The 15098-nt window shown below is 41.9% G+C and carries 11 protein-coding genes; 2 read left to right on the top strand and 9 right to left on the bottom strand.

Annotated elements, in window-relative coordinates; genetic code table 11:
* Positions 1–32: 32 nt before the first annotated feature.
* The 6 genes from H5118_RS20515 to H5118_RS01965 form a co-directional block, all read right to left on the bottom strand.
* The gene (locus H5118_RS20515) at positions 33–161 is read right to left on the bottom strand and encodes a hypothetical protein (RefSeq protein ID WP_259397874.1); all 129 of its coding nucleotides are present in this window, start codon (positions 159–161) and stop codon (positions 33–35) included.
* Between the two features lie 1244 nt (positions 162–1405).
* The gene (locus H5118_RS01985) at positions 1406–1690 is read right to left on the bottom strand and encodes an addiction module antidote protein (RefSeq protein WP_096793685.1); all 285 of its coding nucleotides are present in this window, start codon (positions 1688–1690) and stop codon (positions 1406–1408) included.
* A 343-nt stretch (positions 1691–2033) separates the two neighbouring features.
* Complete coding sequence (gcvP, locus tag H5118_RS01980; protein ID WP_182747590.1) at positions 2034–4925, bottom strand: aminomethyl-transferring glycine dehydrogenase; 2892 nt, start codon at positions 4923–4925, stop codon at positions 2034–2036.
* A 175-nt stretch (positions 4926–5100) separates the two neighbouring features.
* The gene (gene gcvH, locus H5118_RS01975) at positions 5101–5490 is read right to left on the bottom strand and encodes a glycine cleavage system protein GcvH (RefSeq protein WP_002958029.1); all 390 of its coding nucleotides are present in this window, start codon (positions 5488–5490) and stop codon (positions 5101–5103) included.
* A gap of 73 nt (positions 5491–5563) precedes the next feature.
* Positions 5564–6646, bottom strand: a complete 1083-nt coding sequence (gcvT, locus tag H5118_RS01970; RefSeq protein WP_002958027.1) for a glycine cleavage system aminomethyltransferase GcvT — start codon at positions 6644–6646, stop codon at positions 5564–5566.
* A gap of 98 nt (positions 6647–6744) precedes the next feature.
* Entirely contained in the window at positions 6745–7344 is a 600-nt protein-coding gene (locus H5118_RS01965) for a hypothetical protein (protein WP_182747588.1), read from the bottom strand.
* A gap of 126 nt (positions 7345–7470) precedes the next feature.
* Here H5118_RS01965 and H5118_RS01960 point away from each other — a divergent pair, with 126 nt between their 5' ends.
* Both H5118_RS01960 and H5118_RS01955 read left to right on the top strand, forming a co-directional pair.
* The gene (locus H5118_RS01960) at positions 7471–8316 is read left to right on the top strand and encodes a LysR family transcriptional regulator (RefSeq protein ID WP_002958025.1); all 846 of its coding nucleotides are present in this window, start codon (positions 7471–7473) and stop codon (positions 8314–8316) included.
* A 212-nt stretch (positions 8317–8528) separates the two neighbouring features.
* On the top strand, positions 8529–10685 hold the full coding sequence (locus H5118_RS01955; RefSeq protein ID WP_182747586.1) for a TonB-dependent receptor domain-containing protein: 2157 nt from the start codon (positions 8529–8531) through the stop codon (positions 10683–10685).
* Between the two features lie 219 nt (positions 10686–10904).
* Here H5118_RS01955 and rlmB read toward each other — a convergent pair whose 3' ends face one another.
* The 3 genes from rlmB to H5118_RS01940 form a co-directional block, all read right to left on the bottom strand.
* The gene (gene rlmB / locus H5118_RS01950) at positions 10905–11648 is read right to left on the bottom strand and encodes a 23S rRNA (guanosine(2251)-2'-O)-methyltransferase RlmB (RefSeq protein ID WP_182747584.1); all 744 of its coding nucleotides are present in this window, start codon (positions 11646–11648) and stop codon (positions 10905–10907) included.
* The gene (gene rnr, locus H5118_RS01945; RefSeq protein ID WP_058154169.1) at positions 11645–14140 is read right to left on the bottom strand and encodes a ribonuclease R; all 2496 of its coding nucleotides are present in this window, start codon (positions 14138–14140) and stop codon (positions 11645–11647) included. Before rnr ends, rlmB begins: the two co-directional genes overlap by 4 nt.
* Before the next feature lie 201 nt (positions 14141–14341).
* The gene (locus tag H5118_RS01940; protein ID WP_002958021.1) at positions 14342–15076 is read right to left on the bottom strand and encodes an enoyl-CoA hydratase/isomerase family protein; all 735 of its coding nucleotides are present in this window, start codon (positions 15074–15076) and stop codon (positions 14342–14344) included.
* Positions 15077–15098 lie beyond the last annotated feature (22 nt).

Genomic DNA, 15098 nt, shown 5'->3' with positions numbered 1-15098 from the left:
TTAAATAAAGGGCCTCAAGGGCCCGTTCCTTATTATTTTTTGCCACTTTTAGGAGCAGCATTACCTCTATCTCCACCTGATTTATTGCCTGTAGTAGATGGCCAGTTACCACCAGGGTCTGGATGACTAGAAGCGGGTTTTGATGAATTTGGTTTTGACATAATAATATCCTCAATAATTAGTTAAAAAAATAAAAACAACACCTCAGCGTTGATTCGCCTAAAACTATAACTATTCAATTAAGTTCTGACTTCAGGCATTTTGGAAACAAAAAATAACTTACCAAGAACATCAACATTTCAAAATTCATATGTATAAATTATCTATACTTTGGCAAAGGCTTCACCTCTATCTTACTCACTTGAATTAAGGCTCTATTACAGTCTTTGTGAAGGGGTTAAATCTCGCCTTCATACATTAAAGTATTAGCTGATAAATATTGCATTTTGCTATGACCAAACACCAATCTCACGTTTAACACCCTCCCCGTCATCACGCCCTGAAAATAAGCAATTGATGAGTAATGCATTTCATGGATGAAATGAAAGCTATGCTTGCACATGGATGTGCTTTCATGGCGCTTACGTTCACCTCAATTAATTATTTGAAGGAAATAGCGTGATGCTCGGGTGCGCTGAGAGTGTCCAGAGAGGGACCAGCGGCAGCCCCTCTTTGGCTGTCGTCGCCAGCGCGACAAAACCTTGAATAAGGTTTCTAATATTTAAAAGTACGAAACGTATTCGCGCTATCGGTGATGATAAACCTCAAACATCTATTCAAATACTTATTCGGGCTGCCGCCCGCGCGTCAGCAAGCTAAACGCCTACAATAAATAACACATACTCTTGGCTTTTGAGCGAGTAAGTATATTTGTGATTCGTTGGGTTTCGTTTCACTCCACCCAGCCTAGAGGAACTACAGAGAGGTGCAGGTCTTGTTTCTTGCCAAGACCAAACACCAACCTCACGTTTAACACCCTTCCCCGTCATCACGCCCTGAAAATAAGCGATTGATGAGTAATGTCGCGCATGGATGCGCGATAAGGCGAAACTAGGCCATGGATGGCCTATCTTCGCCGTTTACGTTCACATCAATTAATTATTTGAAGGATTAAGCGTGATGCTCGGGGCGTCGTGGGGTTCCAAGGGGCGGTCGGCGGTAGCCGCCCCTTGGTTGCCGCCAGCAATCTGGCAAAAAACCTTGAATAAGGTTTCTAATTTCTAGAAGTGCCCAACGTATTCGCGCTATCCGTGATGATAAACCTCAAACATCTATTCAAATACTTATTCGGGCTGCCGCCCGCGCGTCAGCAATCTAAACGCCTACAATAAATAACACATACTCTTGGCTTTTGAGCGAGTAAGTATATTTGTGATTCGTTGGGTTTCGTTTCACTCAATCCAGCTTATGCAACTTGTGTTGTAAGGCGAAAGTTAAGTGCTTTCATCACTTTAAAAATAGTTTCCCAACGTGGCTTGGTTTTACCGTTAACTGCTTTATATAAGCTTTCACGGTTTAACCCCGTTGCTTTAGCAATATCACTCACGCCATGTTTTTTTACTAATAAGCCAAGTGCTTCAATAAAGGTATTTGGATCATCATCAGCTAAACACTCTTCTAAAAATGTATTAATTTCTTGCTGTGTTTCCATATAGTCAAACGGGTTAAAATCTGATGTTTGTAGCGTCATAGTAATTACTCCAATTTATTCAACTTGCTAAACAAATGTAGCCCAAAGGCTACATGCGTGCAATTTTATTTAAGGGATACCGAATTTTGATTTAGCAATCAACGCGTCAGCAAGCTAAACGCCTACAATAAATAACACATACTCTTGGCTTTTGAGCGAGTAATTATATTTGTGATTTGTTGGGTTTCGTTTCACTCTACCCAACCTACGCGCATATTATTTATGACGAATTACTATGCACAAAAAAGCCGTTGCATTGCTGCAACGGCTTTTTAATTTTGATAAATTCCCAAACTATAATGGAGCTTACTACCCATTAAAGGTCAAAAATTAGTCTCTGCTCTTAGTCGCGATAAGTCTCAACCGGTGGGCATGAACATACTAAGTTACGGTCGCCGTATACGTCATCAATACGTGTAACGGTTGGCCAGAACTTGTTTTTAGCTACTGCAGGCACTGGGAATGCAGCGTAAAAACGGTCGTATGCGCGGTCCCATTCGTTACCTAACACGTCGCCTTGTGTATGCGGTGCAAACACTAGCGGGTTGTTTTCGATTGACCATTCGCCAGAGATTACTTTTTCAATTTCGCCTTTAATTGACACCATTGCTTCGATAAAGCGGTCAATCTCACCTTTTGATTCAGACTCAGTTGGCTCAATCATTAATGTGCCAGCTACTGGGAACGACATAGTTGGTGAATGGAAGCCGTAATCTTGCAAGCGCTTAGCTACGTCCATTTCAGTAATGCCTGATAGCTCTTTAAGCGGGCGCAGGTCAACAATACATTCGTGAGCAACACGGTTGTTACGACCACGGTATAAAATTGGGAAGTGCTTGCTTAGCTCATGCGTTAAGTAGTTAGCATTAACAATTGCCATTTCAGTGGCTTGTTTTAAGCCCTCGCTGCCCATCATGGTGATGTAAGCCCATGAAATAGGTAAAATAGCGGCTGACCCGTAAGGCGCTGCCGATACCGCACCGTTACCAATGTTAGTACCTGGTACGTTAATTACGCTGTGGTTTGGCATAAATGGCGCAAGGTGCGATTTAACACCAATTGGACCAACACCTGGACCACCGCCACCGTGTGGAATACAAAACGTTTTATGTAAGTTTAAGTGCGACACGTCCGAGCCAATAAAGCCTGGGCTTGTTACGCCAACTTGCGCGTTCATGTTTGCGCCGTCCATGTAAACTTGGCCGCCGTGCTCATGAATAATGTCACAAATTTCGCGAATTGTTTCTTCGTATACGCCATGCGTAGACGGGTATGTGATCATGATGCACGATAAGTTTTCAGACACTTCCTCAGCTTTTGCTTTAAGGTCGCTCATGTCTACGTTACCGTTTTTGTCGCAGTTAACTACCACAATTTTCATGCTCGCCATTTGCGCTGATGCAGGATTAGTACCGTGCGCAGAGCTTGGGATTAAACATACATTACGGTGTGCGTCGCCGCGTGACTCGTGGTATTTACGAATCGCGATTAAGCCTGCGTATTCACCTTGCGCGCCAGAGTTTGGCTGTAGTGATACTGCATCGTAACCGGTAATGTTTACTAACCAGTCGTGTAGCTCGCCAATCATTATTTGGTAACCCTCTGCTTGATCTAGCGGGCAGAATGGGTGAAGGTTTGCAAACTCAGGCCACGTAATTGGGATCATCTCAGCAGTCGCGTTTAGTTTCATGGTACATGAGCCTAACGAGATCATTGAGTGATTAAGCGATAAGTCTTTGCTTTCTAGTCGCTTAATGTAGCGAAGCATGTCTGTTTCGCTGTGGTAGCTGTTAAAGTTTGGATGCGTTAGTACTTCGTCGTCACGTACTAAACTTGCAGGGATAGACTCGCTGCCATTTGCTTCAACGTCTGCTGCAATAGCGTCAACACTTAGGCCATGGCCTTCGCCTAAAATAATATCGAATAACTCAGCGATATCTGCACGTGTTGTAGTCTCTGATACCGAAATTGAATACTCGCCTTCGTGGTTTGTTGCAAAGTTTACGCCTTTTGCAATTGCACGCGCTATTACGTCGCCTTTGCTATCGCTTACTACTGTTAGCGTATCAAACCAAGTGCTGTGCTTAAGTGCGATGCCTTTAGCTTTAAGGCCACTTGCTAAAATATCAGCAAAGCGATGTATACGCTGCGCGATAGTTTTTAAGCCTTGTGGGCCGTGGTACACCGCGTAAAACGCTGCCATGTTGGCAAGTAATACTTGTGCTGTACAAATGTTTGAATTGGCTTTGTCGCGGCGAATGTGTTGTTCGCGCGTTTGCATTGCCATACGTAGTGCGTCGTTACCTAAACGGTCTTTAGATACACCAATAATACGACCTGGTAATGAACGCTTGTATGCGTCACGTGTTGCAAAAAATGCAGCGTGTGGACCGCCGTAACCCATAGGTACGCCAAAACGTTGAGCCGAACCAAGAACTACGTCTGCACCTAGTTTACCCGGCGCTTTTAACAGTAATAAACTCATTATGTCGGCAGCAACACAGGCAATCGCCTTTTTGCTTTGTACACCAGCAATTAGGTCAGTTATGTCTACCACTTCGCCTGATGTAGTTGGGTATTGGAACAATACGCCAAAAATGTCGTGGTTTACGGCATCTTCTGCTTTACCTACAATTATTTCAAATCCAAACTGCTCGGCACGCGTTGTTACTACGTCGATTGTTTGTGTGTGTACGTCGTCGGCAATAAAAAAGGCATTGGCTTTTTTAGCTTTTGATACGCGTTTTGCAAGGCCCATAGCCTCCGCAGCCGCTGTTGATTCGTCAAGTAGTGACGCACTTGCTAAATCAAGACCGGTTAAATCTAGGGTCATAGTTTGGAAGTTTAATAATGATTCTAAACGCCCTTGAGCAATCTCTGGCTGATACGGTGTGTACGCTGTATACCAACCTGGATTTTCTAGTACGTTACGTAAAATTACGTGCGGTACGTTAGTTGGGTGGTAGCCTTGGCCAATGTACGATTTGAAAACTTTATTTTTGCTGGCTACTGATTTTAAGTAGCTTAGTGTTTCAACTTCAGTACGGCTTTGTCCAACTGTTAGCGGTTGCTCTAGACGAATGCTAGCCGGTACAGTTTGGTCAATGAGCTCTTGCACACTCGATACTTCTAAAGCACTTAGCATATCGCTTACTTGTGCTGGGCTTGGCCCAATATGGCGGCGAATAAAATCTTGCTTTTGCTCTAGTTCTTCAAGAGATTTGGCGTTTGACATGTGTCCAGATTCCTATGATCCAAAAAATGTGGCTACTGCTGATGGGTAAACAGCAATAACTTAAAATTCTTATAATTTAACAGCTTACTTTGTATGGAAAAGTTAACTGTAAAATCATAAAAGCCCCGATATCTAAATAAAACACACGGGGCTTTTAGTTATCTACAAAGAATAATTATTCTTCGTCGATAGTGTGCGAGTAACCTTCAGCGTCTAATAAGTTGTCTAGCTCAGACTCGTCAGATGCTTTAATACGGAATAACCAACCGTCGCCGTAAGCGTCGTTGTTTACTGTTTCAGGTGAGTCTTCAAGTTCTTCGTTAATAGCAACAATTTCGCCACTGATAGGTGCGTAAATGTCTGATGCTGCTTTAACTGACTCTGCTACTGCACAGTCTTCGCCAGCGTCTACTTCGTCGCCAACTTCTGGTAATTCAACAAATACCATGTCGCCAAGAAGTTCTTGTGCATGCTCAGAAATACCAACAGTAAATGTACCGTCGCCTTCGTTACGAACCCACTCGTGTGAAGGTGCGTATTTTAACTCGCTAGGAATGTTGCTCATTTTATTTGTCCTTTGGTTTATATTGGGAGGATATCAATCACTGTAATTACACTGATTGATATAACCAAATTATTTAAATTATTGATTTACCGTTACGTACAAAGCTAGGCTTTACTACTTTAACGTTTACTAATTTTTTACGCATTTCTACTTGAGCTGTATCGCCTGTTGAACGTGGTACACGTGCAAGGGCTACACTAAAACCAAGTGTTGGTGAGAAAGTACCTGAGGTAATAACCCCTTCACCACCATCAACAATTACTTTAGAACCGCTACGCAAAACGCCTTTTTCTTCAAACACTAAGCCAACTAGTTTGTCAGTGCTTTTTTCTGCGCGTTGCTTAACAAGTACGTCACGGCCAATAAAGTCGCGATCTTCTGGTTCCCATGCAATGGTCCATGCCATGTTAGCTGCAAGTGGTGATACGCTTTCGTCCATATCTAGGCCGTAAAGGTTCATACCTGCTTCTAAACGTAGCGTGTCGCGTGCACCTAAACCAGCAGGCTTAACACCTGCGTCTAGCAGTTGTTGCCATAAATCGGCTGCTTGGTCGTTCGGTACTACTATTTCGTAACCGTCTTCGCCAGTATAACCCGTTGTGGCAATAAATAAATCACCTACTTGAACACCAAAAAACGGCTTCATACCTTCAACAGCAGCTTGTTGCTCAGCATTTAAAAGAGTGGCTGTTTTTGCTTTAGCGTTAGGGCCTTGCACTGCAATCATTGCAAACTCTGGGCGCTCTGTAACAGTTACGTCAAAGTCGCTCGATACGTTAGCTAAATGCGCGAGGTCTTTTTCGCGCGTTGCTGAGTTAACAACTAGGCGGTAAAACGTTTCACTAAAGAAATAAATAATTAAGTCGTCTATTACACCGCCTTGCTCGTTAAGCATGCCTGTGTAAAGCGCTTTGCCTGGTACGGTTAATTTTGCAACGTCGTTAGCTACTAGCTTACGTAAAAATGCTTTTGCTTGAGGCCCTTCAATATCAACAATAGTCATGTGTGATACGTCAAACATACCTGCGTCGGTACGTACGCTATTGTGTTCTTCTATTTGTGAGCCGTAGTTGATTGGCATTTCCCAGCCATGAAAATCAACCATTTTTGCGCCCGCTTCTAGGTGCTTAGCATGTAGTACAGTTTTAGAAGTCATAACATTCCTTCACGTTTAAATTAACCCTGTTTAGGGCGTGGCTTAAATAGATATAAAAACAGGTAAACATTGTTATGCTCGCCTGTTGTTTTTATTCGTTATGCGGCTTCACTATGCATAAGTGCAAAGCCTTGCGCTTGCATGTAGCTTTGCCATTTTTGTAATTCTTGTTGTTTAGCTACTAATACAAAGTGTTGTTCGTCGTTTTTATCAATGGCGGTAATAAATACATCACCGCTTTGTGCACCGTAGCAAAGTTGCGCGTCAGAAAGGCGCAAACCTGGTGTTAATTTAAAAGCATTAACTAGGGTATCAAATGCGTTGTCGCCACTTAAAATAAAGCTTGCTAGGTCGGTGCGTACTACATAATCAATATCAAAACGTAATTGCTGCTCGTTTATAAGCGCTTGTAGTTGAAGGCTTGCGTTGTGTGGTAGTACGAATCTAAAGGCGGTTTCGCTAAAGTAATAAACAGCAAAACTGTAGTCAGAATTATAGTCGCCATCAAGCGTGCCTTTTAAGCCTAAACCGCTGGCGGTAAGCTTAGTTAAATCAAGGCCTAAAATAGTGCTTAAAAATACACTGGTTTCGGTTCCGCTAAAATCCATTACAACGTGATTGTTGTTAGTTTGCAAAGCGTTAGTAACCGCACTACTTGCGTTGCTGTGGTGGGCAAACATTATTGGGTTAAAAGTCATAACAAACACCTGTGTATTTTCGATTACAAAAGTATATTGCCCACGTCTATCAACAACAAATTGTAATTATTTATCAATTGATAAATAATACTTATATATATGGCTATATAAATTTTAATTTTAAATATGAAAAACATATCAACAGACGGTTTACGTACTTTTGTAATGGTAGTTGAAATAGGTGGCTTTGCTAAAGCAGGCGATTTACTTGGCCTGTCGCAACCTGCTGTAAGTTTGCAAATCAAGCGCTTAGAAGACGTGCTTGGCTATAAACTATTTAAAAAACAAGGGCAGCGCCAAGTATTAAACCAGTACGGCGAGCTATTATTGCCTATGGCAAAACAAATGATGCAACACAACGATGCTATTTTGCAGCAGTTCACCTCAGAAAACATTGCAGGTAAAGTGCGCTTGGGTATTCCGAGCGAATTTGCAGCGCGTATTTTACCCTCAATTATTGGCGACTTTGTGGCGCTCTACCCTGAGGTGTCGTTAGAGGTTAAGTCGCGTTTAAGTAAGCATTTGCTTTCGGCTTCTCGCCAAGATCAGTTTGATTTAGTACTTGCGCTAAATGAGCGACTCAACTCTGATAAGTTTCCTATTTTTATGCAAGACGAACTAGTGTGGGTGGGCGACCTGTCACTTGCGCATAATGAGGTGGTTACCCTAGTTACCGCACCAGAGGGATGTATTTATCGTCGCCGTGCTACTGATGCATTAAAAAGTGCAGGCATTAAATACCGAATAGTTTATAGCAACGCCGATTTAACCGGCCTTATTGCTGCATTAAAAGAAGGCTTAGGTATTACGGTACTTGCCAAAAGTACAGTACCGAGTGAGCTTAACTATCAGGTTCAAACCAAGCATTTACCAGCTCTTGGTAATATTGGTATTAGCTTGGTTAAAAGTTCGGGTGAGTCGGAAAATGCGGTAGATAAACTCGCTGAATTTATAGCTCTACGCTTGGGCTAGCGCTTACGTAGCACATATAATTCGTTCAGCCTTTATAGCTAGTAAAGCAATTACAAAATAATACAAAAGAAACAATTTAGTTAATTAAGTTGCATAAGCAGGTGTTTTTAGTTCTATTAAACTGAATAATTAAATAGTTAATAACATTGATTCGTATTCGTTAACGTGTTCAAATTGCGCCAATTAAGATAGTTGACATGATTAGGAACACAATGAACCCTAAGTTTTTAGTATCTACTTTAGCAACTGCGGTTGCTTTGTCTTTTAGTGCTACTGCAATAGCAAAAGACACCAGCAATAAAGAACAACGCTTTGAACAAATTACTGTTATTGGCTCTCAGCAAGCAATTAACGATATTCCTGGTTCGGCTACGTTTATTTCTGAAGAAGATCTTCAAAAATTCCAGTTTACCGATATTTCTCGCGTTTTAGCGTCTGTTCCGGGCGTTTACGTGCAAGAAGAAGACGGTTATGGCCTTCGTCCTAATATTGGTATGCGCGGTACAGGTACTGGCCGTAACGATAAAATATCAGTAATGGAAGACGGTGTATTAGTTGCACCAGCACCATATTCAGCACCTTCTGCATACTACTTCCCTACTATGGGTCGTATGGAATCTATTGAAGTATTAAAAGGCGCAGCCTCAGTTAAGTACGGCCCGCGTACTACAGGTGGTGTTTTAAACTTACTTTCGCGCAGTTTACCAACTGAGCCAAATAGCTCAAAAGGTATGGTAGATGCAGCCCTTGGTAGCGACGGTTACTACAAAGGCCACGCTTACTTTGGTAAAGAAAAAAATAACACAGCGGGTTTAATTGAAGTATTTACTTACGGCGCAGACGGCTTTAAAGAGCTGCCAGTAGGCAATGACAACACCGGCTTTGAAAAAACAGATTTACTATTAAAGTTTGGCCATACGTTTGGTCAAAACGATGCGCATAATCTTGAGCTAAAAATTAAGTACTCTGACGAAACATCAGACGAAACATACATGGGCTTAACTGACGAAGACTATCAAGAAAGTCCTTACCGTCGTTATGCTGCATCGCAAAACGATGAAATGAATACTCGCCACAACGCATACCAACTTAACTACGCGTACCGTTTTGGTGATGGCTATGAGTTTTTAGCTACGGCTTACTTAAACGATTTTCATCGTAACTGGTATAAAGCCAGCAGCGTAGGCTTAAGTACTCTTGAGCAGTACAGCGATTTTGAAGCAAACCCTACAAGCGAAGGTATTGAAGGTATTGGCGTTAAAGCTAATAACCGCGACTACCAAGCTAAAGGTATTCAGTCTGAATTACATATTCCTGCAGGCGATCACTATGTGACTGTTGGCGTACGTTACCACGAAGACGAAATGGATCGTTTTCAGTGGGAAGACAAATACACACTTAATCAAGACCTAAGCTTAACACTTACAGAGCAAGGCGTTCCGGGCTCAGACAGCAACCGTGTAGATAGTGCAGAAGCAAGTACCTTGTTTATTCAAGACGAGTGGACAATTGATGCATTAGTAGTAAGTGCAGGTCTTCGTTATGAAGACATTACTATTACGCGTGAAGAGTGGTCTAAATCAGATCCAACACGCAGCAACGGTTTAACTAAAGATGTGTCGAACGACACTGAAATTTTAGTGCCGTCACTAGGTGCTACTTACACACTTAACGAAAGCGTAACGCTACTTGCGGGCATTCAAAAAGGGTATGCACCAGCAGCACCTGGTAATGCTGACCAAGAAGAAGAAGAAAGTGTAAACATTGAGTTTGGCTCTCGCTTTAATATGGATGGCTTTAGCGGTGAAGTAATTGCCTTTTACTCAGACTACGACAACATGCACGGTAACTGTACTGCAGCGGTTGGTTGTAGCGACGACAACATTGGCGACCAATACAACTACGGTGAAGTAGAAGTAGCGGGCTTTGAATTTAGTGCAGCACGTACGTTTGCAACTGATACAGCTATGTTCCCAGTTAAATTAACGTACACCTACACAGACTCTGAGTTTAAAAACGATTTTGATTCAGAAATTTGGGGCGCGGTAGAAAAAGGCGATGCAATGCCTTACGTACCAGAAAACCAAGTAGCGTTATCGTTAGGTGCTGAGTTTTCTGCGTTTGTAGTTAACAGCCAAATACGTTACGTATCTGATGCGCATGCTAACTTAACGCAGTCGGGCTTAAACGCAATTGATAGCCGCGTAGTATGGGATTTAGCCGCTAAATACTTAATCGATGAAAATCAAAAAGTATACCTAAACGTTGATAACTTGTTTGATAAAACATACGTTGCTAACCGTTCAAACGGTGGCATTCAGCCAGGTAAGCCGCGTACGGTACAGATGGGCTACACATACTCATTCTAACGAGTTAAATAGCTCTCTAGCTGCGTTAAAAATAACTCATATAAGAACAACTATATTTCGTTATTTTTGCCTTGCTATAGAGTTATTTTCCTATCGCTATAATAGAGCATCAATTCAGTACAATTGGTGCAAAGTTAAAGCGGAAATTACAGACACAAAAAAGCCGAGATTGAATTTCAATCTCGGCTTTTTAATACATAAAACTTATCGTTTTATATATTAGTTATTTGCGTTACGTTGGCGTAATACTTCAAACAAACAAATACCCGTGGCTACCGATACGTTTAAGCTTGAAACAGTACCCGCCATTGGGATTTTAACGAGCATATCGCAATGCTCACGCGTTAAGCGTCGCATGCCCTCGCCTTCTGCGCCCATAACAATAGCCATTGGCCCCGTTAAGCTTGCATCAAATACGTGGTTATCAGTTTCGCCAGCGGTACCTACAACCCATACGCCTGCATCTTTAATTTCGCGAAGCGTACGTGCAAGGTTAGTCACTTGAATAAGCGGAACTGTTTCGGCTGCGCCACATGCTACTTTACGTGCGGTACCGTTAAGCTTAGCCGACTTATCTTTAGGTACAATCACAGCGTGAACACCTGCCGCGTCTGCACTACGTAGGCATGCGCCTAAGTTATGCGGATCGGTAATACCATCAAGCACAAGTAAAAACGGTGTGTCTTCACGAGCGATTATCGCATCAAGATCTTTTTCATTAAACGTTGGCGCTGCTTTTACGTTAGCAATAATACCTTGATGCTGCTCACCTTTTGATTTGCTATCAAGGGCTTTACGCTGCATAAACTGTACTGAAATACCAAATTTACGTGCTTCATCAATAATCGGAGTTGAGCGTTTGTCGTCACGACCTTTAAGGGCGTAAATTTCTAAAAAGCGCTCTGGTTCGCTTTCTAAAATTGCTTCAACAGAATGAAAGCCAAAAATTAATTCATTACTCACGTATTGTCTGCTCCTGGGCTAGTACGTTTGCGGGCATTTTTGCCTGCTCTTTTAGGCTTTTTAACGGCCTTCTTCTTTGGTTTTTTCTTTACGGCAGAGTCTGCTGCTTTTTTATCTGCAGGTTTTGTTGCAGACTTATTTGCAGGCTTGCCTTTATCTTTATTTGCTGGCTTTTTTTTACCTTTTGGTTTGTCATCGCTGTGCGACTTTTTACCTGGTACTTTGCCTGCTTTTAATTGCGAACGCACACTTGCTGGCGCATGCTCAGACTTACCTGAACCTTTTTTTGGTGCACGACGACGTGAGTATCTGTCTTGTGCAACATCGCCTTTAAGCGTTAAGTTTATACGGCGATCGTCTAAACTAACCGACGCAACTTTAACTGTTACCTTATCGCCAAGGCGATAAACTTTGTGAGAGTGCTCACCTATTAGGGTGTGTTTTGCAGCATCATGCGCAAAAAACTCGTCGCCTAAATTAGTAACGTGAATAAGCCCATCAATTTGTAAATCGTCTAAACGAATAAACAAACCAAAGTTAGTGACCGATGAAATAACACCATCAAACTCTTCACCTACATGGTCTTGCATAAACTCACATTTAAGCCAATCAGCTACTTCGCGAGTTGCATCATCGGCGCGGCGCTCTGTTGTAGAACACTGCTCACCTAGTTGATCAACTTCATCGTCGGTATAAGCGTATTCGCCAGACGTTTGCTGACCTTGTGCTTTTATTACTGCTTTAATAGCACGATGCACTACTAAATCTGGGTAACGACGTATTGGCGATGTAAAATGCGCGTAAGCCGATAACGCTAAACCAAAGTGACCAATGTTATCTGGCTGATATACAGCTTGTTTCATTGAACGCAGTAACATAGTTTGAATAAGTTCTGCTTCTGGGCGGTCACCTAGTCGCGCTAATACTTGCGTTATTTCTTTTGGTGTTGGCTCGTCGCTTAATGTACTTTCAATACCTAACTCGCCTAAAAACTTAGTAAAGTTACCTAGTTTTTCTTGGTCTGGTTCGTCATGCACGCGATAAAGCGCGCTTGCTTCGTGCTTTTCAAGAATTTTAGCCGCTGATACGTTGGCTAAAATCATACATTCTTCAATGAGTTTGTGCGCGTCGTTACGAATAACAGGCACTATTGATTCTATTTTACGCTGAGCGTTAAATACAAAACGTGTTTCTAGGGTTTCAAACTCTATGGCACCACGGTCTTGGCGTGCAGCTTTAAGTGCCATGTACATTTGCTGTAAATCAGTTAAATGTGGCACAACGGCTGAGTATTCTTCGCGTAGTTTTTCGTCGTTTTGTAAAATGGCATTTACTTTGGTGTAAGTTAAACGTGCATGCGAGTTCATTATCGCTTCGTAAAACTTATAACCGGAAAGTTTACCCGCGCTCGACACGGTCATTTCGGCAACCATACATAAGCGATCTACTTTTGGATTAAGCGAACATAATCCATTAGAAAGCACTTTTGGTAGCATCGGAATTACTTGCTCAGGAAAATACACTGAGTTACCACGCAAAATTGCTTCTTTGTTAAGCGGCGTGTTCATTCCTACGTAATGCGATACATCGGCAATAGCAACCCATAAGCGCCAGCCACCTGATTTTTTAGGTTCACAATATACGGCGTCATCAAAGTCGCGTGCATCTTCGCCATCAATAGTTACAAGTGGCAAATCACGTAAATCTACGCGACCTTGTTTGTCAGCTTCTTCAACAAATTCACCTAGGTGAGCAACTTGTGCTTCAACTTCTTCTGGCCATACATGTGGAATATCGTGATTGCGCAGTGCAACTTCAATTTCCATACCTGGGGCTAAATGCTCACCAAGTACATCTATAACTTTACCTACCGCGTTCATGTTACGGCTTGGGTTTTGCGTAATTTTAACCTGCACCATTTGGTTATGGCGGGCACCGTTTTCGTTGCCTGGTAAAATCATTATATCTTGCGTTATGCGCGGGTCTTCAGCGACTACAACAGCAACACCGTGCTCAACAAAGTAACGGCCAACAATTGGCGCGCGCTCGTTAGTAAGCACTTTTATAATACGTGCATCGCATTTTGAGCCAGAACCACGTTTAGTGCCTTTAGCTAGTACAATGTCGCCATGTAACACCATATTCATTTGGTGCTTAGCAATAAACCAATCTTTACTCTCGCCTTCAACTTCTAAAAAGCCGAAACCGTCTCTGTGGCCTATTACTTTGCCTTTGGTTAAACCGGCTTCGTCAATTAGGGCGTAGCATTTAAATTTATTGAAATACAGCTGTCCGTCACGCTCCATAGCGCGAAGGCGGCGTTTAAATGCTATTTGGCGTTCGTCATCGTTTACTGCTAGTTCTTCACATAATTGCGCGTAGTTAGCAGGCTTTGAACGCTCTTGAAGGTGAGTAAGTATAAACTCACGACTAGGGACTGGGTTTTCGTACTTTTCTTGTTCTCGACTGAGATTTGGATCTTGGTTTGACATTCACTATCTTGTTAGTTGGTTATGTAGGTATTTTAACCCATATAGTTATAATGAGACAGGTAAAAGCTATTAAACTTTTAAGAAAGCACTTTTACCTTGCTGTTTACCTTGCTGTATAGTTTAAAAATCTAGCGCAATGGGGCTTAACGATCCCTTAACTGCAAAGTGTTTAGTCATCTCGTAGCAATGCTAAAACCTATACTATTTTTTTTGTAGGTTTTTCCACAGCAGTTTACTTATATTATCAATAAAGCTTGGGTCTTCTTCTTTCATCGTAAGTAAAATCTGCTTATTCATTTGTGTTTTATTTTGAGCGTAAATCCAACGATTTTTATTAAACTGCTGGGCAAACTCAAGTACACCCGCTTGTAGTTCGTCGTTATTTGCAAACACAGCTTCAACTACTTTGTTCTCTAGCAACTGCTGTGCACCAACCCGCTCTCCTGACATAGCTAGGCGATTAAAGAATGTTTGCGAAATTGCTTTATTAATTATAGGAAACATCGATGGAACAAACGGCACCATTACATCCACTTCAGGAAAACAAAAAAAGCCTTTGTCTGATTTCATAAATCTAAAGTCGCACGCACACGCAAGTACAGAACCATTACCATAAGTATGCCCGTTTAACGCAGCAATAATAGGCATAGGAAAAGTAACTATACGTTTAAATAAGTCACTTATTTGAATCATAAAGTCTGAAATTGCTGCAGGTAAAATACTTGGATTAGACATCCATTGAAGGTCGATACCCAATGACCAGTTTTTATCACTTGAAGACGTTAAAATAACTGACTTAATATTTTGTTCTGCTTCAATGTGGTCTAGGTGTAAATTAAACTCAGCCAAAAACGCTGGGTTGTGGCGGTTTTCAGCGGTATTCATGGTGAGTATAGCGATATTATTTTTAGTTGTTAGTTCTATTAAGTTTGCCATTAAAACCTCTTTTAGCGCTTTT

Source organism: Pseudoalteromonas sp. SR41-1 (genome assembly GCF_014164015.1).
GTDB classification, from domain to species: Bacteria; Pseudomonadota; Gammaproteobacteria; order Enterobacterales; family Alteromonadaceae; genus Pseudoalteromonas; species Pseudoalteromonas distincta.
The sequence above is the reverse complement of the archived record's forward strand: the minus strand, read 5'-3'. Positions and strand labels throughout refer to the sequence as shown.

Bases quoted from the DNA above. Each gene is read 5' to 3' on its own strand.
- H5118_RS20515 (WP_259397874.1), bottom strand. From the start codon at position 161: ATGTCAAAACCAAATTCATCAAAACCCGCTTCTAGTCATCCAGACCCT.
- H5118_RS01985 (WP_096793685.1), bottom strand. From the start codon at position 1,690: ATGACGCTACAAACATCAGATTTTAACCCGTTTGACTATATGGAAACA.
- gcvP (WP_182747590.1), bottom strand. From the start codon at position 4,925: ATGTCAAACGCCAAATCTCTTGAAGAACTAGAGCAAAAGCAAGATTTT.
- gcvH (WP_002958029.1), bottom strand. From the start codon at position 5,490: ATGAGCAACATTCCTAGCGAGTTAAAATACGCACCTTCACACGAGTGG.
- gcvT (WP_002958027.1), bottom strand. From the start codon at position 6,646: ATGACTTCTAAAACTGTACTACATGCTAAGCACCTAGAAGCGGGCGCA.
- H5118_RS01965 (WP_182747588.1), bottom strand. From the start codon at position 7,344: ATGACTTTTAACCCAATAATGTTTGCCCACCACAGCAACGCAAGTAGT.
- H5118_RS01960 (WP_002958025.1), top strand. From the start codon at position 7,471: ATGAAAAACATATCAACAGACGGTTTACGTACTTTTGTAATGGTAGTT.
- H5118_RS01955 (WP_182747586.1), top strand. From the start codon at position 8,529: ATGAACCCTAAGTTTTTAGTATCTACTTTAGCAACTGCGGTTGCTTTG.
- rnr (WP_058154169.1), bottom strand. From the start codon at position 14,140: ATGTCAAACCAAGATCCAAATCTCAGTCGAGAACAAGAAAAGTACGAA.
- H5118_RS01940 (WP_002958021.1), bottom strand. From the start codon at position 15,076: ATGGCAAACTTAATAGAACTAACAACTAAAAATAATATCGCTATACTC.